The 26,092-nt window shown below is 38.3% G+C and carries 22 protein-coding genes and 1 pseudogene; all 23 read right to left on the minus strand.

The window, feature by feature from the left end:
• Nucleotides 1-322: 322 nt before the first annotated feature.
• Nucleotides 323-556, minus strand: coding sequence for a KH domain-containing protein (locus EW028_RS18755; protein ID WP_004269410.1), 234 nt, complete (start codon nucleotides 554-556; stop codon nucleotides 323-325).
• Nucleotides 557-571: 15 nt separating this feature from the next.
• Nucleotides 572-844 carry a 30S ribosomal protein S16 gene (rpsP, locus tag EW028_RS18760; protein WP_004269411.1) on the minus strand — a complete coding sequence of 91 codons (273 nt, stop codon included), beginning with the start codon at nucleotides 842-844 and terminating at the stop codon, nucleotides 572-574.
• 94 nt (nucleotides 845-938) lie between these two features.
• Nucleotides 939-2,297 carry a signal recognition particle protein gene (gene ffh, locus EW028_RS18765; RefSeq protein WP_048391641.1) on the minus strand — a complete coding sequence of 453 codons (1,359 nt, stop codon included), beginning with the start codon at nucleotides 2,295-2,297 and terminating at the stop codon, nucleotides 939-941.
• Between the two features lie 12 nt (nucleotides 2,298-2,309).
• Nucleotides 2,310-2,645 carry a putative DNA-binding protein gene (locus tag EW028_RS18770; protein WP_054550507.1) on the minus strand — a complete coding sequence of 112 codons (336 nt, stop codon included), beginning with the start codon at nucleotides 2,643-2,645 and terminating at the stop codon, nucleotides 2,310-2,312.
• A gap of 300 nt (nucleotides 2,646-2,945) precedes the next feature.
• Nucleotides 2,946-4,211 carry a signal recognition particle-docking protein FtsY gene (gene ftsY / locus EW028_RS18775; RefSeq protein ID WP_131521910.1) on the minus strand — a complete coding sequence of 422 codons (1,266 nt, stop codon included), beginning with the start codon at nucleotides 4,209-4,211 and terminating at the stop codon, nucleotides 2,946-2,948.
• Nucleotides 4,208-7,789: a chromosome segregation protein SMC gene (gene smc, locus EW028_RS18780; protein WP_131521911.1), complete on the minus strand. Its 3,582-nt coding sequence runs from the start codon at nucleotides 7,787-7,789 to the stop codon at nucleotides 4,208-4,210. Before smc ends, ftsY begins: the two co-directional genes overlap by 4 nt.
• Nucleotides 7,790-7,792: 3 nt before the next feature.
• Complete coding sequence (gene rnc / locus EW028_RS18785; protein WP_004269416.1) at nucleotides 7,793-8,557, minus strand: ribonuclease III; 765 nt, start codon at nucleotides 8,555-8,557, stop codon at nucleotides 7,793-7,795.
• A gap of 388 nt (nucleotides 8,558-8,945) precedes the next feature.
• Nucleotides 8,946-9,182, minus strand: a complete 237-nt coding sequence (gene acpP / locus EW028_RS18790; RefSeq protein WP_009371143.1) for an acyl carrier protein — start codon at nucleotides 9,180-9,182, stop codon at nucleotides 8,946-8,948.
• 58 nt (nucleotides 9,183-9,240) lie between these two features.
• Nucleotides 9,241-9,987: a 3-oxoacyl-[acyl-carrier-protein] reductase gene (gene fabG / locus EW028_RS18795; protein WP_054550504.1), complete on the minus strand. Its 747-nt coding sequence runs from the start codon at nucleotides 9,985-9,987 to the stop codon at nucleotides 9,241-9,243.
• Complete coding sequence (fabD, locus tag EW028_RS18800; protein ID WP_131521912.1) at nucleotides 9,980-10,933, minus strand: ACP S-malonyltransferase; 954 nt, start codon at nucleotides 10,931-10,933, stop codon at nucleotides 9,980-9,982. The genes fabG and fabD overlap by 8 nt, the downstream gene beginning before the upstream one ends.
• An 18-nt stretch (nucleotides 10,934-10,951) precedes the next feature.
• A complete protein-coding gene (plsX, locus tag EW028_RS18805; protein WP_048391651.1) occupies nucleotides 10,952-11,944 on the minus strand; it encodes a phosphate acyltransferase PlsX in 993 nt (330 codons plus the stop codon).
• Nucleotides 11,945-11,946: 2 nt separating this feature from the next.
• On the minus strand, nucleotides 11,947-12,519 hold the full coding sequence (gene fapR / locus EW028_RS18810; protein WP_004269421.1) for a transcription factor FapR: 573 nt from the start codon (nucleotides 12,517-12,519) through the stop codon (nucleotides 11,947-11,949).
• Between the two features lie 132 nt (nucleotides 12,520-12,651).
• On the minus strand, nucleotides 12,652-14,697 hold the full coding sequence (gene recG / locus EW028_RS18815) for an ATP-dependent DNA helicase RecG (RefSeq protein ID WP_131521913.1): 2,046 nt from the start codon (nucleotides 14,695-14,697) through the stop codon (nucleotides 12,652-12,654).
• A gap of 133 nt (nucleotides 14,698-14,830) precedes the next feature.
• Nucleotides 14,831-15,934 (minus strand): mandelate racemase/muconate lactonizing enzyme family protein, encoded by a 1,104-nt coding sequence (locus EW028_RS18820; protein ID WP_083225383.1) that lies wholly within the window; start codon nucleotides 15,932-15,934, stop codon nucleotides 14,831-14,833.
• 33 nt (nucleotides 15,935-15,967) lie between these two features.
• Nucleotides 15,968-17,119, minus strand: a complete 1,152-nt coding sequence (locus tag EW028_RS18825) for a M20 metallopeptidase family protein (protein WP_131521914.1) — start codon at nucleotides 17,117-17,119, stop codon at nucleotides 15,968-15,970.
• Between the two features lie 12 nt (nucleotides 17,120-17,131).
• Nucleotides 17,132-18,535 (minus strand): YfcC family protein, encoded by a 1,404-nt coding sequence (locus tag EW028_RS18830; protein WP_066037824.1) that lies wholly within the window; start codon nucleotides 18,533-18,535, stop codon nucleotides 17,132-17,134.
• A 297-nt stretch (nucleotides 18,536-18,832) separates the two neighbouring features.
• Nucleotides 18,833-19,693 (minus strand): LysR family transcriptional regulator, encoded by an 861-nt coding sequence (locus EW028_RS18840; RefSeq protein ID WP_131521916.1) that lies wholly within the window; start codon nucleotides 19,691-19,693, stop codon nucleotides 18,833-18,835.
• Nucleotides 19,694-19,853: 160 nt separating this feature from the next.
• Nucleotides 19,854-20,762: an L-serine ammonia-lyase, iron-sulfur-dependent, subunit alpha gene (gene sdaAA, locus EW028_RS18845; RefSeq protein WP_131521917.1), complete on the minus strand. Its 909-nt coding sequence runs from the start codon at nucleotides 20,760-20,762 to the stop codon at nucleotides 19,854-19,856.
• A 14-nt stretch (nucleotides 20,763-20,776) separates the two neighbouring features.
• The gene (sdaAB, locus tag EW028_RS18850; protein WP_004269429.1) at nucleotides 20,777-21,439 is read right to left on the minus strand and encodes an L-serine ammonia-lyase, iron-sulfur-dependent subunit beta; all 663 of its coding nucleotides are present in this window, start codon (nucleotides 21,437-21,439) and stop codon (nucleotides 20,777-20,779) included.
• A 351-nt stretch (nucleotides 21,440-21,790) separates the two neighbouring features.
• Nucleotides 21,791-23,440 carry a DAK2 domain-containing protein gene (locus EW028_RS18855; RefSeq protein ID WP_131521918.1) on the minus strand — a complete coding sequence of 550 codons (1,650 nt, stop codon included), beginning with the start codon at nucleotides 23,438-23,440 and terminating at the stop codon, nucleotides 21,791-21,793.
• 18 nt (nucleotides 23,441-23,458) lie between these two features.
• The gene (locus EW028_RS18860; protein WP_004269431.1) at nucleotides 23,459-23,818 is read right to left on the minus strand and encodes an Asp23/Gls24 family envelope stress response protein; all 360 of its coding nucleotides are present in this window, start codon (nucleotides 23,816-23,818) and stop codon (nucleotides 23,459-23,461) included.
• A gap of 108 nt (nucleotides 23,819-23,926) precedes the next feature.
• Nucleotides 23,927-25,132 carry a GGDEF domain-containing protein gene (locus EW028_RS18865; protein WP_131521919.1) on the minus strand — a complete coding sequence of 402 codons (1,206 nt, stop codon included), beginning with the start codon at nucleotides 25,130-25,132 and terminating at the stop codon, nucleotides 23,927-23,929.
• Nucleotides 25,133-25,303: 171 nt separating this feature from the next.
• Nucleotides 25,304-26,092, minus strand: a pseudogene (locus EW028_RS18870) (amino acid degradation protein); the annotation flags it as partial.

Raw genomic sequence — 26,092 nt, forward strand, 5'->3', positions numbered from 1 at the left:
TCCCAAAAAGGTTCCGTTCTTGCAGATGTGCTTTGGAAGAATGTAGTTTTAGCTAAGACGCATTTGTCTTGTCAACAATAATATAAGCAATATCCTTTAGCTATACTCCTTATTTAAGCTTTATTTTCCACTTAAAGAGCAGTCATAGCGATATGCTGATGTTAAAAAAAGATAAAAAAAGGAAGGAACCTACAAGCTCCCTCCTTTTTCGTCCAGATTTTACGCTTTATACTAAAAGGCCACTTCGAACTCCTAAGCGACATGTAAACACACCTATCAGGACTCGCTAGTACTTGTTGCAAGAGCGTGAAAATCTTTTCTATTAATCCAATATATCGACGTAGGTCTTCTTTTGATGGTGACTACCTGCCGCTGAATAAACAATTGTACGAATCGCTTTTGCTACTCGCCCTTGCTTGCCTATGACTTTCCCTCTATCCTCTGGATGAACAAAAAGTTTATAAACAATTCGATTTGCATTTTCATCCGTCTCAATACGAACTTCTTCTGGATAATCGACTAACGGTAAAACGATTGCTTCAATCAGCTGCTTCAAAGACGTCGCCCCCGATTATTTACTGAATTTTTGGTTATGGAATTTTTCCATGATACCTTGTTCTGAGAACAGGTTACGTACTGTATCTGATGGTTTTGCACCGTCAGCTAACCATTTAAGAGCTTTCTCTTCATCAATGTTTACAGTAGCTGGTTGAGTTAGTGGGTTGTAAGTTCCAACTGTTTCGATTTGACGACCGTCACGTGGTGAACGAGCGTCTGCAACTACGATACGATAGAAAGGAGATTTTTTAGCTCCCATACGTTTTAAGCGAATTTTAACTGCCATTTTAATAGCACCTCCGAATAAGTTTCACACAAGATAGTATATTATCAATGTTTAGGTTGTTTGTAAAGTGTTTTTTCTTAACACCTAAAAATTATTATTTAAACAATGAATCAAAGCCTGGTAATTTCATTTTTTTCTTCCCTTTACCACTTGCCATTCCAGTCATTTGTTTCATCATTTTTTTCATTTCATCGAATTGTTTAATGAGACGATTCACCTCTTGAATAGATGTCCCAGAGCCTTTCGCAATACGCTTTTTACGGCTACCATTAATGATTTCTGGGTTGGTCTTTTCAGCAGGCGTCATCGAGTAAATAATGGCCTCTACACGCCCCATTTGCTTATCATCAACTTTTACATTATCTAAGCCTTTGATTTTGTTAGCACCTGGTAGCATTTTTAAAATTTCATCAAGAGGGCCCATTTTCTTGACTTGCTGTAATTGCTCGACAAAATCATCAAAAGTGAATGTTTGAGATTTAAACTTTTCCTCTAATTCTTTGGCCTTGGCTTCATCTACATTTGCCTGAGCTTTCTCGATAAGGGACAGAACATCGCCCATACCTAATATACGAGAGGCCATACGCTCTGGATGGAATGGCTCAAGCGCATCCATTTTTTCGCCCATCCCGACAAATTTAATTGGTTTTTGCGTCACAGAACGGATAGATAATGCAGCACCACCACGCGTATCACCGTCAAGTTTTGTTAAAACAACCCCAGTAATACCGATTGCCTCATTAAAGCTTTCTGCTACATTGACTGCATCTTGACCCGTCATGGCATCAACAACTAGGAAAACCTCATCTGGCTCTTTTAATGCACGAATATCCTTTAACTCTTGCATTAGGTCTTCATCGATATGAAGTCGACCAGCTGTATCAATAATCACTACATCATGATGCTCTTCCTTTGCCAATTCAATTGCCTGACGTGCAATTTCTACAGGAGATACCTCAGTACCTAGCGCAAAAACAGGTAGTGATAACTGTTTTCCTAATGTTTGTAATTGTTGGACAGCTGCTGGACGATAAACGTCAGCGGCAACTAATAATGGTTTACGATTATATTTTTTTCGTAGAACATTTGCCAATTTACCTGTAGTGGTCGTTTTACCCGCACCTTGTAGACCGACCATCATAATGACAGTGGGTGGCTTCGTATTAAACTTAATGGGACTTTGTTCGCCCCCCATTAATTCTGTTAGTTCATCCTGTACAATTTTAATAACTTGCTGACCTGGTGTTAAACTTTGCATAACATCAACACCGACAGCACGTTCACTTACCTTTTTCACGAATTCTTTGACTACTTTTAAGTTAACATCCGCCTCGATTAAAGCAAATCGGACTTCTCGCATCATTTCTTTAACGTCTTGCTCTGATACTTTCCCTTTGCCTTTAATCTTTTGGATCGTTCCTTGGAGTCGTTCCGCTAATCCTTCAAAAGCCATTGCTTTCGCCTCCTAATCCCATTCTTTCAGCTGCTCAATAAGTGCTAGCTGCTCTTCAGCTGTCATACTTTTTTCTGTAATCCCCTGTGTTAGCTGTAACAGCATTTGGGTACGTTGTTGAAATTTTTCAAGTAAACATAATTTTTCTTCATATTCCTCAAGCATCGCTTCAGTTCGACGAATATTATCGTAAACAGCTTGGCGTGAAACACCATACGATTCAGCAATTTCTCCTAGAGAGTTATCATCCAAATAGTATAGCTCCATATAACTTCTTTGCTTATCTGTTAATAATGCTTGATAAAAGTCGAAGAGAAAGTTCATGCGTGTTGTTTTTTCAAGTAGCATCGAATGTTTCTCCTCCCGCTATTAGTCATTTGTATCATAACGAAAAGCGCCCGTCTGTGTCAAGGTAATCTCCTTGTCTAAAAGCCTAAATTGCAGCTTTCAGGCATTTTTTGCCTTTGGCCAGTATTACGCTTTTAAACAAGTCAATTATCCTATACACAATCGAGCGTTTTTATCTATTATGTGTCAGTGTCATTTTATCCAATTTTGTTCAAAAACTGAAGCAAACTAAGCATCCAGCTTTCTCAATAGAAGACATACATGGCAATCAATTTAAAACTATTCAGCCACTGTTAGCTGTTACTCATCATTATTTTGTAGTTCCTTATCCAAACCATCAGCAAATAATCCATAGACATATCTTTCTGCATCAAATGGCTGTAAATCATCCATTTTCTCACCAAGACCCACAAATTTCACAGGAATGTGCAGCTTGTTACGAATAGCAAGAACAATACCCCCTTTAGCAGTACCGTCTAACTTTGTTAAAACAATCCCTGTCACATTCGTTGCCTCTTTAAATGTTTGTGCTTGAACAAGCGCATTTTGACCAGTTGTTGCATCTAATGCTAATAATACTTCATGTGGAGCATTTGGAATTTCACGTGAAATAACACGATGAACTTTTTCAAGCTCATTCATTAGGTTCACTTTGTTCTGCAAGCGTCCCGCTGTATCACAAATCAACACATCTGCTTTTCTGTTTTTTGCTGCACGAATCGCATCATACATGACTGCCGCCGGGTCAGAGCCTTCTGATTGTTTAATAACCTCACAACCAACTCGATCTCCCCATACTTGTAATTGATCAATAGCACCTGCACGGAACGTATCACCCGCAGCTAATACAACCGTTTTCCCTTGAGATTTTAAACGGTGTGCTAGCTTACCTATCGTTGTTGTTTTCCCAACACCATTTACGCCAACAAATAGAATAACAGTTAGTTCACCATCTGGCTGCATAGTTAGTTCAATTAAATCTTCTTCACCTTGCTCATAAATTTCGACAAGCTTCTCAGAAATCACTGCTTGGATGCCATTTGTATCTTTAATATTTTTACGTTGCACTTCATAACGCAGTTTATCCATAAGTTCCATGACTGTTTCAAATCCGACATCAGCCTGTAATAGTAAGTCCTCTAATTCTTCAAAGAAATCCTCATCCACTTTACGATAGCGTGCCACAAGGTCATTCACTTTTGATGTAAAAGAATTACGTGTTTTTTCAAGACCAGCCTTGAATTTTTGTGTTATTGACCAAGCAGAAGGCTTTTTCTCTTCCAGTTGTTCATCCTCTACTACTGCTAGCTCCTGAACATCTAGCTGTGCTTCTTCTATTTCATGCGAGGCCTCGGCTTCCACTTCTTTCACAATCTCCATTTCTGGTGATTCTTCATCTTGTTCAGACACTTTTAGATCAACGGTCTCAATGGCAGCAGGTTCGTTTGATTCTTTAAGCTCTGGCTCCGAATGGTCAGATTCCTGTTCTTTGTCGGTTGCGTCTAGCTTCTCTTCCTCTGCTGGATTACCCATTAATTTATCTTTTAAACGTTTAAAAAAACTCATGCTTGTTCGCTCCTTTGCTCCGCAAGTACGGGTTCATCTTCTAGTTTTACTGATACAAGTTTCGACACACCTGATTCTTGCATGGTTATACCATACAAGACATCAGCTCCCTCCATTGTTCCTTTACGATGAGTAATCACAATGAATTGTGTGTCGAGACTAAACTTTTTCAAATACTGGCTATAACGCACAACATTCGCCTCATCTAAAGCCGCCTCTACTTCATCCAGAATACAAAATGGTACAGGTCGAATATTTAAAATGGAAAATAGTAAAGCAATGGCTGTAAGTGCACGCTCACCACCAGAAAGCAAACTTAAATTCTGCAATTTTTTTCCTGGAGGCTGTGCCACAATTTCAATACCTGTTTCCAATAAATTTTGTGGGTCAATTAAAACCAAATCAGCTTGTCCCCCACCAAACAGTTCACGGAAAACACGTTTAAATTGCTCTCTAATAGCATAAAACGTTTCACTAAAGCGCAACGTCATTTCTTCATCCATTTCTTTGATTGCTTCATGTAATGTTTCCTGTGCAGCAAGCAAGTCCTCCCGTTGTTCAGTTAAGAAAGTATGACGTTCTAGTACTCTATCATATTCCTCAATCGCACTTAAATTAACAGGTCCTAGCTCTTCAATGGATCTTTTTAACAATTTAACACGTCTTCGCACAAACTCTTCATCTTCTATTGCCAGAGCTTCTTTTTCAGCCTCTTCGAATGTTAACTGATAATTTTCTTCGAGTTGTTCGATAAAATTATCCATTTCAAATTCTACACGATTACGTTTTAACTCATTGGCACGAATTGCTTCAAGGTATCCTTTATGAATACGTTGCAGTTCCTTGAGTTGTTCTTCCAATGTAGAGAGTTCTTGTTGTTGTCCTATTTTCTGCTCTTTCTTTTCAGAAATAGTCTCTTGTAAGGCATCTCTTCTTGCTTTCCATGTCGCAACCTGTTCCTCAACCTCTTCATCACTTAAATGATTTGTCGATTCATCAGATTGCAGCCACATTATTTCCTGAGAAATATTTTTAACTTTTTGTTGTGCTTTGTTTAATTGTAGTGCCAGTTCAGCAGTTGTAATTTGAACTTGGGACATTTGTTCTTGCATAACCGCTAACTGTGAACGCTTTTCGGCAAGCTGTTCTCGTAAGACGTCTTTCTCTGTCTCCCCTTGTAACTTTACCTTACTTAATTGTTCGACAGTTTCATTGATTTCGACAAGCTCTATGGCAAGGGTATTTAAGCGCTCCTCTGCTGCTTGTTTTTGTGTTAACAATGCTTCCTCACGTGTTTTTACATCCTTTGTTTCAGTTGAAGCAAAGGTTACTCTGGCTGATAAGCTGTTTTCAACGACTTCTAGCTCACGAATACGACTTGACTGTTGCATCTCATCTTTTCGTAATTGCTCTCCTTCAAGCTTTAATTGCTCTACTTGATCTCGCAGTACCGCAAGCTTCTCTTTTTCGGCTGCAACAGCCTGTTCTGCACTATAAATGGAGGCCTGTAACGATTCTAGCTTAATGATTAAATCATCTAACTCAGCTTTTCTTGTAAAGAGTGAGGATTGCTGTTTCAGTGCACCACCTGTTAAGGAACCCCCTGCATTAACAATATCTCCTTCAAGAGTGACAACTCGGTATCGGAAACCACATAATCGGGCAATTTGACTTGCGCCTTCTAAATTTGATGCCACAATGACATTACCTAAAAGATTTTCAACAATTGTTCGATTGTCTTCGTTAAAAGTGACAAGTGCATCTGCCATTTGAATAAAGGCAGGATGTTCAGTTGCTAGCTGAATAGTTCCTGGATTAATTTTGCGTGATTTCATGACTGTTTTCGGTAAAAAAGTAGCACGTCCAGCCCGTTTTTGTTTTAACCAGTGAATGGCCTGTTGCGCATGACGCTCATTGGTTGTGACAATATGTTGAGAGGCAGCACCTAAAGCTGTTTCAATCGCTTGCGAATACTTTCCTTCAACTTGGATTAACTCTGCTACAGCACCCTCAATACCTTGTAAATCACCTTTATCTCGAGCAAGCAAAACTTCTTTAACACCTTGGAAGAACCCAGAAAAATCAGCTTCGAGTTCAGCTAATGTATCTTTTCTAGCCTTTAGTTGTTGTTGGTGTTGATACGCTTTGTACAACATATCCTGCTTTTCAGCAAAGGAAATATTGACATTTTTTAACTGTATTTGTAAGGTTTCATGTTGCTCTATTTTTTTCTGTAAATCATTGGTTGTTAAGGCATGTTCAACCACTAGCTTTTCTTTTTCAGCAATGATTTGCATAAGCTCTTGTCCAATTTCATCTGTTTGATCGGACATTTTTGCCGCCATTGCCTTTTGTTGAGCTAATTGCTGATCGATATTTTTCAATTCGTTCTTGACTGTTGCTTCTTCATTTAATGAATCAATATATCGATTTTTATAGTCTTCTATTTCTTCCTCGATTTCTGTCACAGATCGATTTAATGATTGCTCTAACTGCTTGATGCTCTGCTTTAATACTGATACGGCTTGTTGCTTCTCAGAGAACACTTCTTTTTTCTCCTGTTCTTGAACCAGGAGTAATTCTACTTCTGCCTTAGCCTCTTGTAATGTTGTATTCAGTTGTAGTAGTTGATTCGATGCATTTTGGCGTTTTTCAGCCATTAATGCCTTACGACCATCCCAACGCTCTACCTCCATAGTTGCATTGACAAGCTCAGCCTGCGAAACATCCAAGTAATCATCTAGATCTTTTAATAGCTTACGTATATTAGCGGTCTGTTTATCAATCATTGAAATATTTTGAGCTTGTTCTAGCTCTGTTGCAGAAAGCTCCGTAAATTCCTCTTTAAGCGCATGCAAAGATTGTGCACAATTTCTAAAATCATGCACAAGAATTGCAATATCAAAATCCTTTAGCTCAGAAGACATTTGTACATAATCTCTTGCACTAGATGCCTGCATTTCAAGCGGCTCTAATCGGTTGTCTAATTCATGGAGAATGTCTAATACACGATACAAATTTTCATCTGTTTCAACAAGCTTATGTTCAGCTTTTTTCTTTCTTATTTTATACTTTAAAACGCCAGCTGCCTCTTCAAAAATAGAACGACGGTCATCAGGTCGACTATTTAATATTTCATCAACACGACCTTGAGAGATAATTGAAAATGCCTCTTTCCCAAGTCCTGAATCCATAAACAAGTCCGTAATATCCTTCAGGCGACACTGTTGGTTATTTAATAAATATTCACTATCACCTGAACGGTATACGCGTCTTGTTACACTGACTTCTGTATAAGAAAAAGCAAGTTGCTCGTCAGTATTATCTAAAATAAGTGTTACCTCTGCAAAGTTGAGTGGCTTACGAGAGTCACTCCCAGCGAAAATAACATCTTCCATCTTTGCTCCACGTAACGACTTTGCCGATTGCTCCCCAAGTACCCAACGAATCGCATCTGTGACATTACTTTTTCCACTGCCATTTGGTCCAACAACGGCTGTAACACCAGGTACAAAATCAATTCCAATGCGTTCCGCAAAAGATTTAAAGCCAATCACTTCTAGTCGTTTTAGGAACATCTATTAAGCCTCCTCTTTTGCAGCTTCTTCACGCATCATCCGCATTGCACATTGTGCAGCTTGCTGCTCGGCTTCTTTTTTTGATTTTCCACGACCAATACCAAGCTCTTGTCCATTTAATAATACGCTTGATACAAAGGTACGATTATGTGCTGGGCCCTTTTCATCGATAATCTCATAATGAAGAAGTCCATTATTCGTTTGCTGTACCATTTCTTGCAATTGACTTTTAAAATCCATCACATGCGAAAAAGCACCTACTTCTACTTTTGGGAACACGACTCGTTCTAAAAATGACACGACCGTCTGTAAATCTTGATCTAAATAGAGTGCACCTACAAATGACTCAAAGACATCTGCAAGCAACGCTGGACGTTCCCGACCACCTGTTAATTCTTCACCTTTTCCAAGTAATACAAAGCGTCCAAAGCCTAGCTCGTTAGCAAAAATCACTAGTGATGGCTCACATACAATGGAAGCTCTTAGCTTTGTTAACTCACCCTCGCTCATATTTGGGTATTTCTCAAAAAGATATTTAGAAACAGACAGTTCAAGTACTGCGTCTCCTAAAAATTCAAGACGCTCATTATCCGTAAATAATTTACGGCGATGCTCATTCACATAAGATGAATGCGTGAATGCTTGATACAATAAATTTTTATTAATAAATGTGATATTTAATTCATGCTGTAACAGCTCAAATTGGTTGCGTACTTTTTCAGGAAGTACGCCAGATTTCTGCATAGTTCCTTTTCTTTTCATAGCCATTGAACAAATCTGCCTTCCTAATAGTTTCTACCGTTTTAGTGTACCTTTTTCAGGGCGTTTATGCAAAAGTATTTCGGCTTAAACACAATGTTTTGGAAATTTTTCCGAAAATTCCTCTTCATACAGCATGCATCTCCCATGAGAGAGAAGTCTGAAGCTGACTGGTCATTAGATTTTTAACATAAAAAAGGGACGTTAATAGATCGAAAACCGATCCATTTCGTCCCCTTTAAATACATCTTCATTCATTGAATCTGCTCCTTCAAACAAGGGATGCAGAAAAAGTAATTTCTACTTTATTCAAGCTACCATAAAACCATTGTATGATTACGATGACCATTACACCATTAGAGGTGATCTATTTTCACTAAATAAAGTTTTAACGAAATTAGTTTAATTTACTTTCGATGTATGAGATTGCAGTACCTACTGTTGAGATTTTTTCAGCATCTTCATCAGAAATTTCCATATCGAATTCGTCTTCAAGCTCCATTACAAGCTCAACTACGTCTAATGAGTCAGCACCTAAATCATCACGGAAAGAAGCTTCAAGCGTTACTTCGCTTTCTTCCACACCTAAACGGTCCACGATTACTTTTGTTACGCGTTCTAATACTGTAGACAAATGATTCACCTCCCCTCAAATGATTATACAAAAAATCAGCTTATATGCCTAATTGAAATTACATAACCATACCGCCATCAATATGAAGCGTTTGTCCAGTCATATAATTTGCGTCCTCCGATGCAAGGAAAGCTACTGCTTTTGCGATATCCTCTGGCTGACCAAGTTTCGCAAGAGGAATCTGTGTTAGCATACCTTGTTTGATATCCTCTGGCAATTGTTCTGTCATTTCCGTTTCGATAAAACCTGGTGCAATAGCATTAACTAAAATATTACGAGAAGCTAATTCCTTTGCCGTCGTTTTCGTTAGTCCAATAACACCTGCTTTAGCCGCAACATAGTTGGCTTGACCAGCATTACCCGCTACACCAACGATGGAAGAAATATTAATAATGCGACCTGCACGTTGCTTCATCATTTGACGTGTGACTGCTTTTGTACAAAGGAAAACACCTTTAAGGTTCGTATTTAATACATCGTCCCATTCGTCTTCTTTCATACGCATGAGCAAGTTATCTCTTGTAATACCAGCATTATTCACTAAAATATCAAGAGAGCCGTATGTTTTCACAGCAGCATCCATTAATGCTGTCACTTCTTCTGTCTGAGAGACGCTAGCTTGTACAGCAATTGCTTCGCCACCGTTTTCTTGAATCATCGCTACTACTTCCTCTGCTTTTGCCTGAGAGCCACTATAGTTCACAACAACCTTAGCACCTTCTTCTGCAAGCTTTAAAGCAATAGCACGTCCAATCCCTCTTGAAGCTCCTGTTACAACAGCTACTTTTCCTTCTAATTTACGCATTAATTGACCACTCCTTCGACGCTTCTAAAACCGCTTCTAACGAAGCTTCATCATAAACACAATAAGTTGCAACAGAGCGATCAATTTTTTTCAAGAGACCGCTTAATACTTTACCAGGTCCACATTCGATAAAGACGTCAACACCTTGCGCAAGCATTTCACGCATAGAAGCTTCCCATTGAACAGCACTGTATACCTGTTCAACTAGCTCTTGTTGTATTGCTGCTACATCTTTTAATTCCTTCGCCATCACATTGCCAATTACAGGAATTTCAGGTGCAGATAAAGAAATCTCTGCCAATGCTGCTTGCAGTTTCTCTGAAGATGGACGCATTAAATCAGAGTGGAAGGGACCACTTACAACTAAAGGTATTGCTCGTTTTGCACCAGCTTCTTTGGCAGCAACACTTGCTTTATCCACACCTGCTTTAGTGCCCGAAATAACAATTTGTCCTGGACAATTCACATTAGCCACCTGAACAGAGTCACCTGATGCTGATATCTGCTCTGTTACCTCGTTCAATGCCTCTAGTTCCATTCCTAAAATTGCCGCCATTGCACCTTGTCCTGCTGGCACAGCTTCATTCATATAAAGACCTCGTTTATGCACGATTGACACGGCATCATCAAATGACATAACACCTGCTAACACCAATGCACTATATTCTCCAAGTGAATGACCCGCTGCGTAGTGTGGTTGAATACCTGCTGCACGTAACTTTTCAGCCACCATTACACCAGTAGTAAGTAGCGCTGGCTGTGCATGATATGTCAGTGTTAACTCTTCTGCTGGACCTTCTAACATTAATTTAGATAATTCGAATTGAAGAGCCTGATCTGCGCGATCATAAAATGCTTTACTTTCTGCAGCATTTTCTACAAACTCTTGACCCATTCCAACTACTTGTGAACCCTGTCCTGGAAAAATAAATGCTATTTTTGTCATTTGAATAATCCCCTTTGCTTAATCAATTTCTATGTGGCGTACTGTCTCCGTAATCGTCGAAATAACCGTATGCTCTACCATCGTATTGGCTTGTCGAATGGCACTGAAAATCGCTTTCGCATTTGATGATCCATGTGCCTTAATAACAGGTGCTTGTAAGCCAAACAATCCTGCGCCACCATACTCTGTATAGTCCATTTTATTTTTCAAGTCTCGTAAATTATTTTTCATGAGCGCTGCTGAAATTTTCGTTTTCGTTGAAGACATAAAGGCCTCTTTCAACATAGAAAATAAAGCACCTGCTGTCCCTTCAATAGACTTCAACACCATATTTCCTGTAAAGCCATCTGTTACAACAACATCAGCTACTCCTTCAAGTAAATCACGTGCTTCTACATTTCCAATAAAATTCAAATCTGCTTCCTTCAATAATTCGAAGGCAGCTTTTGTTAATTCATTCCCTTTTTTATCCTCGGTACCGATATTTAATAAGCCAATTCGTGGTTTTTGCAAACCTCCAACCTTTTTAGCATAAATATCACCCATAATGGCATATTGCACTAAATGCTCTGGGCGAGCATCTGCATTTGCCCCTAAATCAAGCATTAAAAACCCTTTACCGTCTAATGTTGGTAGCGTTGTAGCTAATGCTGGTCTGGCTATTCCCTCTATGCGACCTACTTTAAATAGGCCACCTGCCATCAGGGCCCCTGTGTTCCCTGCAGAAAGGCAAGCATCTGCTTTACCCTCTTCTACTGCATCCATCATACGTGCCATGGAAGAATCCTTTTTTCTACGAACAGCACGGGCAGGATCATCAGTCCCTTCTACTGCTTCCTCACAATGTATAACCTTTAATCGATCATGTTGTTTTAAAAATGGTTCCAGTTTATCTTGATGACCATATAGTTGAATTTCTAAGTTTGGAATTTGCTCTAATGCTAAAAGTGCACCTTCCACAACTGATTTTGGAGCATTGTCTCCACCCATTCCATCAAGCGCTAATTTCATTGTTACTCACCTTTACCTTTCGTGCGGTACATATCAAACTCACCAACAAAAACGGTTTCACCATTAACGGTAGATGTTACCTCAACTTTTGTTCGATGTGTTTGTTCATCTCGTCCGATAACAATCGCTTTTGTAATAACACGATTTCCAGCTCGTACAGGTTTCACAAACGTAATATTGGAATGTACGGTTAGTGCTAGTTCGTCATCAATTACTGCAACCGCTAATGAATTTGCTTGCGCAAACAAATGATGCCCACGTGCGATGCCATTACGCTGAAAAACATGCTCTTCTTGTACATCAAAAATCGAGAGTGCTCGATGATCTAATTCAATATCTACTATCTCCCCAATGACCTCATCAATCGGGAGAGATTTTACTTCATTTTCATAGTTTTTTGAAGCAACATCTTTAATTCGCTCGCGTAATTCTGGTATTGATAATTCCATACGGTCTAAACGAATTGTTTGGACACTTACCTGAAACTGTGTTGCTAGCTGTTCATCTGTGACGAATGGATTTTCAGCTATCGTTTCAGATAGTAGTCGCTGTCGCTCTTTTTTCGTTCGTCTCAACTTCATTCGCCACCTTTTGAGTTGTTATTAGCACTTGGTACTAATATCAGTATATAGAGGTTAAAAAAAGAATGCAAGACTTGTTTTGAAATCAAGTACTTACATTCTTTCTGTGCTAACAAGCTTCTCAGATTAATCGAAGCGCTCTCCTTGTAAAACACCAGTATCTTCTAGCATTTTACGCAAGTATTGATAGCCGTCATCCTGCCAAAATGCTTTTGTTTCAAGCATCTCTGAGGCATCTTTTCTTGCGGTCTCCAATATACGATAATCATGTACTAAATCAGCTACTTTAAAATCAGGTAAACCACTTTGTTTTCTACCAAAAAAGTCTCCTGGCCCCCTTAATTCAAGATCTTTTTCAGCTAAACGGAAACCATCATTTGTTTCTGTCATCGATTGCATACGTTCTTTCCCCTCATCAGACTTAGGATCTGCAAGTAAAATACAGTATGATTGGTGCTCACCACGACCAACACGACCTCGAAGCTGATGCAACTGCGCTAGGCCAAAGCGTTCAGCATCATAGACAAGCATAAAGGTAGCATTTGGCACATTTACACCTACCTCTACAACGGTTGTCGAAACTAAAACTTGAATAGTCCCTTCACTAAAAGCACGCATAACCGCATCTTTTTCATCAGCTGATAAACGTCCATGCATTAAACCGACATGATAACGATCTTTAAAGTAAGTCGCTAGCTGCTCATAAATTTCCACAGCATTCTGAACATCAAGCTTATCGGATTCCTCGATAAGCGGACAAATCGCATAGGCTTGTCTTCCAGCCGCTAACTCTAATTCTAGCTTAGATAAAACGGAGCCGAATTGTTCTTTCTTCATCCAATGCGTTTCAATCTGCTTACGCCCTGCTGGCATTTCATCAATCATCGATACGTCCATTTCCCCAAATGCAGTAATAGCTAATGTTCGTGGTATCGGGGTAGCTGTCATAAAAAGCACATCGGGATTCTCCCCTTTATCACGCAAAATACGTCGTTGCTCCACACCAAAGCGGTGCTGTTCATCCGTGATGACAAAGCCAAGTTTATGAAAAACAACATCTGGCTGGATTAGTGCATGTGTACCAATAACAATATCAAGATCTCCATTTGCCAAATCAGCTAAGATCACACGTCGCTCTTTTGTTTTAGTGGACCCGGATAAGAGTGCAACACGAACGCCAAATGGTTGGAACCATTCTTTCAAATTCTCTAAGTGCTGTTCTGCTAATATTTCAGTTGGTGCCATTAAGGCTCCTTGAAAACCTGCTGTTACGGCTGCATATAGCCCTATTGCTGCTACAACGGTTTTACCCGAACCTACATCCCCTTGTAGCAAGCGATTCATTCGATGCGGCTCCTTCAAATCCTTACAAATTTCATTCACCACGCGTTTTTGAGCATTCGTTAATTCATAGGGTAAGGAAGCGATAAAATCTCGTAACTTATGCACATTAAATTGAATAACTGTACCGTGTTCACTATCCTTCCTTATTTTCCGTAAAGCTTGAATACGCAATTGGAAGTTTAATAGCTCCTCATAGGCAAAGCGTCTCCTTGCTTGTTTAGCATGCCCAGCATCCAGTGGAAAATGAATACCCTCCAAGCCCTCTCTTATTGAAACAAGCTTATACGACTCTTGTAAATAATATGGAATGGTCTCTGGCAGTACTTCTCCACAATCGTCTAACACTTGTCGCATATATTTTCGAAATCTTTTTTGGGGGATCAAGCCTTTCAGACTATAGACAGGCTCAAAGTCAACTTGATCTGTTTTAGGACCAAATGTAACTGAAGTGCCATTGATTACTTGTCTACCCCGATCCCATTTACCAGTCACAGTAATAATGGAACCAGGTACAAGCTTTTGCTTTAAATAGCCCTGATTGAAAAATACGACTTTTACTAAATGTCTTCCTGCTAAAACAGTTACTTGGAGTCTTGACTTATTACGACCTAAAAATAAAATCGTAGGCTCCCGCTCCACCTTACACTCAACTGTAACCCGTTCGTTATGTGGTGTTTGCGCTAAATCTTTTAAACGAAAATCTTCATGTCGATGTGGGAACGTCCATAATAAATCAGCTATTGTATTGATTCCTAGTGATTCAAGATGGGCTGCTGTTTCTTTCCCGACGCCTTTTAATTCATTGACGGGACCATATAATTCAGTCATCTTATCCCACAACTCCCTTCATTGATTGTTTATGTAGTGTTATACTCTCTCTATCTAATGTACCATAAATTATTTCCCTAACCCTACATATAAGCAAAAACCCTACCAATGATTGATAGGGTTAAACTTGTGATTATTTAATTTCACAGGAGAAACATGTAATTTCTTTCACATATTGCTCATCAACTTCTATTCCTAATCCAGCTTTATCACTTAACTGCAGGATGTCTTTATAGTATGTAACATTTGCCACATCTTTTACAAACATTAATGGTCCGACCATCTCGTTTGTATGGATAATCGACTTACTGATGGCTAGGTGTGCCCCAGCCATTGTTCCGATTGCTGATTCAACCATAGAGCCAACTTGGCAAGGCATCTCTGCAGCCTCCGCAAGACTTGCAAGCGCTAAAGCTGGATAGATTCCACCTGATTTCATTAATTTTATATTTAGCATATCGGCAGCACGCATTTCTATGACATCGACTAAATCATAAATATTATGAACACCTTCGTCTACCATAATACTACAAGGTGAAAGGGCTCTGATTTCTTTTAACGCTCTTAAATCATGTGCTTTTACAGGTTGCTCGTACCAGTCTACATGACAAGCTGTAGTTTCTCTTATTACTTTTAGTGTCTCCATTCTATTCCAACCTTGATTGGCATCTACTCGCAGTTGCACCTCCTCACCTATTGCTTCTCTTACCGCACGAATACGAGCAATATCTAAATCAGCATTTGTACCAACCTTAATTTTAATATTACGGAAACCCGATTTTACAAATTCACTTGCATCTTTAGCCATTTCCTCAGGACTCTTAATGCTAATCACTCTTGGTACCTGTAATTCCTCATGTGCTTTTCCACCAATTAATTGATAAACTGGTTGACCAGTCATTTTCCCCATCAAATCGTAGAGTGCAATGTCCAATGCGGCTTTTGCTGAAGGGACTCCATCAATTTTTTCATTAAACTTTTTATGGATACGGTCTACTGCAAATGGATCTTCATCAATCAGTAATGGTGCTAGTTCATGTTTAATAACGTGATACGTGCTCTCCCAAGTTTCACCCGTCACATTTTGATCAGGCACAGCTTCACCCCAGCCAACTACACCCTCATCCGTCTCGATTCTGGTAAGAATAGTTGGCATATCATCTAAATGAACATAAGAAATAACGAAGGGTTCCTTTAATTGTAAACGTGCTGCAAACACTTCAATCTTTTTTATCACGATGTAAAACTCCTTTTCGTATAAATAGTCTGATTATTTATGTTGCAAGATAATATTTATAAATAGTTGAATCGCATCAGGGAAAACATCTTCATCTAGATCAAATCGTGGATGATGATGTGGATATTGGCTTTTTTCACCACCCATACCTACAAAAACAAATGCTCCAGGCTTATGTTGTAAATAATAAGAAAAATCTTCTCCACCCATGACTGGTTCGACTACCTTAAATGCGGTATCTCCGAATTGTTCCCGTACAATCGATTCAATAAATCGTGATTGTGTTGGATCATTGACGAGCGGAGGTGTTCCTAAAATAAAATCGATTTTTCCTTCTGCTCCAAATGCTCGGCAAATCCCTTCTGTTAAACTTACCATTTTCGATTTAATGATTTTTACAGTGTTCGGTGTCAATGCTCTGATCGTTCCAGTTAATTTTGCCGTATCAGGAATAATATTATAAGTGGTTCCCGCTTGTATATTACCAACTGTAATGACACCCGCATCGATAGGATTGACATTTCTACTTATGATACTTTGAAAAGCTTGCATTAAATGGCTAGCTATATAAATAGGATCAATTGTTTCATGTGGCATCGAACCATGACCACCATACCCTTGAATGATAATTTCAAAATCATCAATAGAAGCCATCATCGGTCCATGTGTTAAACCTATCTTCCCTTTCTCTAAACCTTGCCATAAGTGAACGCCAAAAATAGCATCTATATCTTCCAACACACCTTTTTGAATTAATAAATCAGCGCCACTTGGCGTGATTTCCTCTGCTGATTGAAATATAAGCTTGATATTCGGCTCGATTTTCTCTCTATTTAAGCTTATCCATGTTGCAACTGCTAATAAAATCGCTGTATGACCATCATGGCCACACATATGAGCAACACCTTGCCTGTCTGAAATGTACGGTTTGTCTCCCTCTTCTTTTATAGGTAAGGCATCTATATCGGCACGTAATGCAATAGTTTTTGTTCCCTTTGTCCCTTTTATAAACGCCACTACACCTGGAGGTTCATAATCTAGAATTTCTATATCTAACTCCTCTAGTCTTTTACGAATAAACTCACTTGTTTCGTATTCTTCACCAGAAAGCTCTGGGTATTGGTGCAGATGACGGCGATCCTCTATTGCCTTTTCTGCTAATTTTTTTATATTCATTATTTCCATTGTTAAACTCCTTTAGAAAGGTCCGTATTGTATGACTTGTGCAATAATGAGCGATATTACCGCAACTGTTACTTGAATAAGCATAAACGGAAAAATCCACTTTATCCATTTACCCCAAGGAATACCCGCAATTGATAATCCCGCCATTAAAAAACCTACTGTTGGGAATATAATATTCGACATACCATCGCCAAATTGATAGGCAAGTACGGCTGTTTGTCTTGTAACACCGATCATATCTGATAAAGGTGCCATAATTGGCATCGTTAAGGCAGCCTGTCCACTTCCTGATGGTACTAAAAAATTTAAAAATAACTGGAAGATAAACATCCCTACAGCATTTAGTGCAGGTGGAACTGAATCAAGCAATGCAGATGTGTAAAAGAGAATTGTATCAATTAATCCTGAGTTATTGAAAATCACTAAAATAGACTGAGCTAACCCAATGATAAGAGCGCCACCTACTAAATCACCTGCACCCTTCATAAATGAATTAGCAATATGCGAAGGTGATAATTTGCCAATAAGCCCCATTAAAATACCAAACAATAAAAATAAACCAGCTATTTCAGTAATGTACCAACCTAGTTTTACAACCCCGTACATTAATACGATAAAATTCAAAAGAAATGTAGCCATAACAAGCTTATGTCTTATTTCCATTTTCGAATTCCCCTGTACGAAATCACCCTCATCATTGCGAAAATTTCCATAAAAGCCGAGTTTAGGATTATTTTTCACTTTTCTTGCATAGCGATAAACATATATTGTTGCTACTGTGTATAAGACAATAAAAATGACAATTCGAAAAGCAATTCCTGAAAATAATGGCAAGCCCGCAATCTCTTGCGCTATTCCTACTGTAAACGGATTCATAACAGCTGCCGAAAATCCGACAGATGCACCAAGAATAACAATTGCAAAACCTGTAATTGCATCAAACCCTAGGGCAACAGCAAGCGGTGCAAGAATCCCTACATATACAATCGTTTCATCAGACATCCCCATTAATGACCCAGCACAGGCGAAAAACAACATTAATACTGGTATTATTAACATTTCGCGTTTTGCCATTTTTACAGATAGCATGGCGATAAAGGATTCTAATGCCCCTGTGGCTGATAGTATTCCAAAGGTACCTCCTACAATCAATACGAAGAAAATAATACTTGCTCCTTGCATCATGCCTGAATGTACACTGCTAAAAATATCCAAAAATCCAATGGGGTTCATATCTGTAAAACTAAATGTCCCAGGTTGAATCACTTGACGTCCATTAACTTCTTCCCGTTGAAATGAACCAGCTGGAATAAAATACGTTAAAATAGATGATATAACAATAAGGCAAAAGATTAACACATAAACATTAATTCCTTTTTGTTGCTCTATTTCTTTATTAGCTATAAATTTACTCATCCGCCATCCTCCTTAATTGAATCATTGAATAAAAACAAATTTTTATGTCCACTATCAATACGTAACATATCTCTCCAACATAAAAAGCCATCCCCTTTTTTTGAAATTTCCGTCTTATTCATTGTAATTGATAAAAAAATAAATAAAAAATTACTATTTTGAATAGTTACTATTGATAAATTTACATATAAATTCATCGGGATACATCAAAAAAAATTACAAATAAAAAGAACGTTACATCCCTGCGATTTCACCAGGCAGCAACATTCTTTTCATTCTTTTCGATATACAAACCAATTAAATTGTTTTCCATGTGTCTTTAACTAAATCAATAAATGTACTTACATTACTAAATGTTTTAGCATTTTGAGGAAAAATTAAATAAGTGGGTAACTTTTTAGGGAATCGGTACAGAACTTGAAGACTCCCTTTGGTTACCTCTTTTTGAATAATAATATCACTCAACAAGGCTAGACCCACTTGTTCCATTACTGCTCTCTTAATTGCTTCCTCGCTTCCAAATTCCACTATTGTTTGTGGCTTACACTTAATTTCTTGCAGGCAACTGACAATACACTCATCCATTCCATAGGTTATAAAGGGATAATCATCAAATATTTCCTGCACAGTACGATCCTTTATAATAAGTGGATTTCCAACCAATACTAAATCCTCTTCCTCCAATAAAATCCCCTCTACACCAGCGTAACTAGGGGATCCAGCTACAAAACCTATATCTGCTTGGTTTGAACTCACAAGTTTGGCTGTTTCTTTACTATTGGCACAAAGAAGTTTTAGGTTTACCTGAGGGTACTGTTTTAAAAACGAGCCGATAATATGTGATAAATAATAGCCGCAATAAAACTCTGGTGCAGCGATTGTCAAATGACCAAATGGCTTTTCGAAATTCTTCAAATCCTGTTCCATTTCTTCAATAATCCCAAATAATTGATCTGTATGTTCCTTTACTATTTTTCCTACTTGAGAAAGGAACATCTTCTTACCCATTCGATTAATTAAGATATGCCCTAACTCTTCCTCTAACGCTTTAATCTGTTGGCTAATTGTAGGCTGGCTATAATTAAGAATTTCAGCCGCTTTTGTAAAGTTGAGGTAAGTTGAAACAACATGAAATGTTTTCAAATTACGCAAATCCATCTCTATTCACGTCCCTGCTATATAATTAAGATAAATACATTTCCTTATTAAAATTTAATTATACTTAAATCGACTATGTACGTAAGAGGTTTTTTCTTTCCAGTAAGTTATCAACCAACATAAAAACATGCTACCTATTTAGATAGCATGTTTCTTATATTTATTGAAGTGCTTTAATGCTTTGTAAGCCACCATTTTCAAGAATGGCTTTACTGATCGCCTTACCAGTTGGTGTTGCTGCTAGACCGCCTCGTGCCGTCTCTTTAAGATTAGGACTCATAGATTGTCCAATGCGATACATAGCACCAATTACTTCATCACATGGAATACGACTTGTTACACCAGCAAGTGCCATATCCGCCGCTACAAGGGAGTTAGATGCACCCATAGCATTACGTTTGACACAAGGCACTTCAACCAAGCCAGCCACTGGATCACAAACAAGACCTAGCATGTTTTTTAGTGTAATGGCAAACGCTTCTGAACATTGCTGTGGTGTACCTCCAGCCATTTCGACAATAGCAGCGGCAGCCATACCTGCAGCTGAACCAACCTCAGCCTGACAACCACCCGCAGCCCCAGAGATGGAAGCGTTATTGGCTACCACAAATCCAAATGCTCCTGACGTAAATAAATAACGAATCATTTGCTCACGAGTTGGATTTAGTTTGTTTTTTACTGCAAACAGTGTTCCTGGCACTACACCTGCTGAACCTGCTGTTGGTGTTGCACAGATTGTTCCCATTGCAGCATTTACTTCATTAGTTGCAACCGCTTTACTTACTGCATCTAATAATAAATCACCTGAAAGTGACTTTCCTTGTGCAATATAATTTTGAAGTAATACGGCATCCCCACCAGTTAAACCTGTTACTGATTGCACACCTTGTAATCCACGTTCAATTGCTTCTTCCATCACTGTTAGATTTCGATCCATTTGCCGGATGATTTCTTCACGCGTTCTACCAGTTATCAATATTTCTTGTTCAATCATAATTTCTGATATTAATTTATCTTCTTTCTCTGCTCGTTCAACAAGTTCCCGAACATTATGAAATAAAACGTCCATCACAGGACACCTCCTTAGTTATTAATTTTCGAGACCTTTGTAATATATGGAATTAAAGATATTTGCTGTAGCACCTTATCCTCAATGTTTTGATCAACTTCAATTACCATTAAAGCAGTTAAGCCACGTTCGATACGTGATACCTCCATATGCCCAATGTTGACTTCATGCATCGCCAAGCAATTGGCTACATTGGCAATACAGCCAGCACGATCATCATGAACAACAAGAATAGCTGGCATACCACCAGTTAAACGTAATTTAAAGCCATTGACTTCACTGACTTCAATTTTTCCGCCACCAATTGAAATACCGACTACTGACATTTCCCCTTCATCGTCTCCAATGACAAGTCGAGCCGTATTTGGATGCTCGGTATTAGCTGTTTCAGGAATGAATTCGTATTCTAATCCTGCTTTTTTGGCATCTTCAAATGCCGTTTTAATACGATCATCAAATGTATCGTAATTTAATAAGCCTCCTACAATCGCAACATCTGTACCATGCCCTCTATACGTTTCTGCAAACGATCCATATAAATGAATTTTTGCCCATTTAGGTTGTCTACCAAATAAATCCCTTGCAACACGCCCGATGCGAGCTGCTCCTGCCGTATGAGAGGAGGAGGGCCCAATCATGACTGGTCCAATAATATCAAATACTGAAGTAAACTTCATACAAACACCCCTCTATTCTATCCGTATAATAATATTTATTTTTATTTATATCATGCTTGATAGTTACTATAAAAGTAAAGCATTTAATTTATCAACTTTCAGAAAATTACCACTACTATAATTTATAGTAAATATTTATGCTTATTTATTGTCCGCACCATATATACACAACTACGAAAGCGTTGACATTCCAATATTTCCAAATTTTATATCCTGTGGGTACGTACATTGAATGATTCATATTTAGTACGTTTTTAATAAATTTAATCCAATATTCTCTTTGTAGCATAAACAAAAGCAGTACACGTTTTGTGCACTGCTTTCTTTACGGAATAGCAAAGTAGCATGTAATTATTCTACTGAAATAATATATGGATATAACCCTTGTTTACCATCAAATAATTCAACTTCCACATCCGGATAGTTCTCTTCAATGAAAGCTACCAACTCAGAGGCAGCTTGTTCAGTTGTATCTTCACCATAAATGACTGTAACAATCTCAGCATCTTCATCGACTAAATCCTTAATTACTTTTTCAGCTGCATCCTTTAGTGCTGGTGTAGAAAGGACAATTTTCCCTTCTGCCAATGCCATAAAATCATCTTTGTGAATTTCAACACCATCAATAGATGTATCACGCACTGCATAGGTAACTTGACCTGTCTTCACATTTGTAAATGCTTCTGACATTGTTTTTTTATTTACATCAACAGCCGCCTCTGGGTTAAACGCTAAAATCGCTGCCATTCCTTGAGGAATCGTCTTTGTAGGAACTACTGCTGCATCAATTTCTAATAGTTCAACCGCTTGCTCCGCTGCCATCACTATATTTTTATTATTCGGTAAGATTAATACTTTCTCTGCACCGATTTCTTGTACAGCCTTCACGATATCTTCAGTTGAAGGATTCATTGTTTGACCGCCTTCAATGACATAGGAAGCACCGATAGAGCGCAATAATTCAGCCACACCCTCACCCATAGCAATCGTTACAATAGCATATGGATGTTTTTCTACTTTTTTAGCAGGCGTAGGGGCTTTATGTTCCTCGCCAACGATTGCTGAATGCTGCTCACGCATATTATCAACTTTAATTTTTATAAGACTACCGTATTTTTGGCCAATTGATAGAACAGAACCTGGTTGCTCGGAATGGATATGAACCTTCGCAATTTCCTCATCTGAAATAACAAGTAAAGAATCACCTAAAGGATTTAATTCATTACGGAATTGTTCTTCATTAAAAGGTTCTTTTCCTTCTTCTAAGCGTACCATTATTTCTGTACAGTAACCAAATTCAATATCCGCAGTGTTCATGAAATCTTGGGCTCTATGATGTTCTGCATTGATTAAATCATCTAGCGTCGCGTCATTTTTCTCTGGAAGAGCTTCCCCCTTCAAGGAAGCTAAAAATCCTTCATACACAAATAGTAAGCCTTGACCACCACTATCTACCACACCTACTTCTTTTAAAACAGGCAGTAGTTCAGGTGTACGATCCAGCGATGCCTTTGCCTCTGCTGTAAAAGCTTCCATTACGGCAATGATATCGTTTTCAGTTTCTGCTACTTCTACACCTTTTTTTGCAGCTTCACGTGCCACCGTTAATATCGTTCCTTCTACTGGCTTCATAACAGCTTTATATGCCGTATCAACCCCCGCCTGGAATGCTCCAGCAAAGCCCTTTGCATCAATTGTTGACTCCTTCTCAATAAACTTCCCAAAACCACGGAATAATTGAGATAGAATAACGCCTGAATTCCCACGCGCTCCCATTAACAAGCCTTTTGATAATGCCTGTGCTGTTTTACCAATATGCTCTGAGGCAGCATGCTCTGTTTCCTTTGCACCAGATGTCATCGATAAGTTCATATTTGTACCTGTATCACCATCTGGAACGGGGAAAACATTTAATGAATCTACATAATTTGCATTTTGGTAAAGGTGATGCGCCCCCATTTGTACCATTTCAGCAAACTTTATACCGTCTAAAGACTGCATTCGATTTAGTTCCTCCTCTTAATTCGCTACACGAACGCCCTGTACAAAGATATTGACAGATTTTACGCTCATACCTAATGTTTTATCTACTGTATATTTCACTTTCGATTGTACTTGATAAGCCACTTCCGAAATTTTTGTCCCGTAACTAACAATAATGTACATATCTATATGTAAATCGTCGTCCTGTTGTCGAATTACAACACCTTTTGCGAAGTTTTCTTTACGTAAAATATCAGTTAGACCATCACGAATTTGATGTTTAGATGCCATGCCAACAATACCGTAGCATTCTACAGCAGCTCCACCAGCAATTTGTGCAAGTACATCTGTTGAAATATCAATTTGGCCGAATTCATTGTTTAATTCAATTGACATAGAAATGCCCCCTTGGCTCTTTTTGACTAAACTATATTGTAACACTTTCGTTATAATTTAAGCAACCTAAGGGGGTATTGAAGGGCTTCGTAGCAACGTTTTCTGACTTCAAATAGACGCATTTGCTTCTTCATCGAAAATTGCCATTTTGCAGAAATAGTTATTTCGTCCGTTTTGCTTTGCCAAATATAGCGCTTGGTCAGCTAATTCACAACATGTTTGTAAATGCTCATATTTTGCGATTTTAGCTTGACACATTCCAATACTAACAGTAACTTGTTGGGCAATAGTAGATTGTAAATGCGGTATATTAAGTTGTCGAATTTCTTCTAAGATTTCTTCACATACAGGTTCAGCAACCTTATGAGTATGCTGGCTTATCATAACAAATTCCTCGCCACCCCAACGGGCAACAAATGCATTATACTTCCCTGCAATTTCCTCCAATAGAGATGCGACTTTGACAATTGCTGCATCTCCCTGCAAATGACCATAATAATCATTAAATTTTTTAAAGCAATCAATATCAATCATTATGACTGTTAAAGGTTGTGTTTGATAAAGTTGCTGTCCTATCTTATTCAATTTTTGGTTAAATGCACGTCGATTAGGTAGATTCGTTAAAGAATCTTTTAATGCTTGCTCTGCTAATTCATTATTTTTAATAGCCAACAATTCTGATAGTCGCTTCGTTTTGGTCATTTCCTCATTCAATAAAATATGCTGGGTATGGATTTGTTTACGAACCTTATAGGTTTGATATTGAATCATTACACCAATAGGTATTAATAAGGACATGGGTAATATAATTTTTATATTTTCACTCGATATTCCAGCACTCATATATGCACTCACAATAATGGCTGATGCAGAAAGCAAAATAATCCAGATAATTTTTCGTAAAGGTAATGCGAATACTGTACAAATAATGATTAAAATAACCTCATACAGTGCTGCATGACGGAAGAAGTAAACATCCAATATCGATATCGCAGTAATCAATAGCATTATTGTGTAGATATAAACAACAACCAACCGTTCATACTTCTGTATAGTAACAGGAGTAATATGAATTCGCTTTTGTCGGATAAACAATAATACTGCAACATCTATATAAAACATGGCGATATGAATGGCAATATAGACGGGAACCATGGCTCTTTCCGCCTTCACAAAAAATACCTCTCCGTAATGTATTAATGAAATAATGGCTGATACATACATGAGTGTCCAAGCAACTATTCTCATCCCTTTTAAATTCGACTGAACCATTTCTTTGCGAATAGAAAAGGCTAATTTTTCTTGATTTTCCATCATGCTCTCTCCTCATGCCCGCTTTCAAATAATTATAATGTCCTATATGTATCGTCATCATAACAAAAAATACAAGTCAATCTAAATTTTTCTGATAAATAAAAAAGTTGATACCTTTATAGCATCAACTTTTTACATTGTATTCAATTAAATATCGAAAAATTTATTTGGCTAAAATAGACTTTTAATAAGCGTGTCAATCATAACAGGCATCTCTTTAAACGCACTATCCACATGCAATCGTTCTGTTTTTTGATGGGCATCCTTACCAAATGGACCGACATTTAAGACAGGACCTTGTAATGCCGCCATCTCTTTGAATGGAATATGGTACGTATCGCCCCATACAGGTGTGTTCCGTTCAAATGCTAGCCACTCATTGGATGCATCTGAATAGTTGACATAGCTTAAATCACAAATTCCGTTAAAGTAGTGGATCTGCTCCACCTCAATATCAAATGTTTGAGCTGTTTGCTTCATTAATTCAATCGACTGTTTCACTAACGGATGGTTGGATGAATTAATAGCTGGATAGTAAGGTGGTGCATATAACAGAACTGTGGCAGGTGCTAATTCCTGACAGCGAATCATGAGCTGATCCACAATGCGAATGGATTTTTCACGATCATCCCATGCACGATGCTGCTGAACCTGCTGCTTAATCGCTTGTACTTCCTCAGCCCCTAGCTTATGGATCGCATGCTCCAATAATGCCTCGTAGCGTAAGACCTTTACCTTGCCCACACCCTGAACATTTTCGCGTGTACAAATGTCCTGATAGTGCGTATTGCATGCAGCCATTGCCTGTAACGCAACTTCCTCAAAAATAGCCATTACCTCTGCCGCTGTCCGTTTTAACAAGAAGACATTGTAAAGTGCCGCCGCACGGTATGGTGTTTGTGTAGAATACTCCATTTTTAAATCTTTTAATTGTAGAGAAACAGGTAGTGGTGTACTTTC

The organism is Lysinibacillus sp. OL1, assembly GCF_004332175.1.
GTDB classification, from domain to species: Bacteria; Bacillota; Bacilli; order Bacillales_A; family Planococcaceae; genus Lysinibacillus; species Lysinibacillus capsici.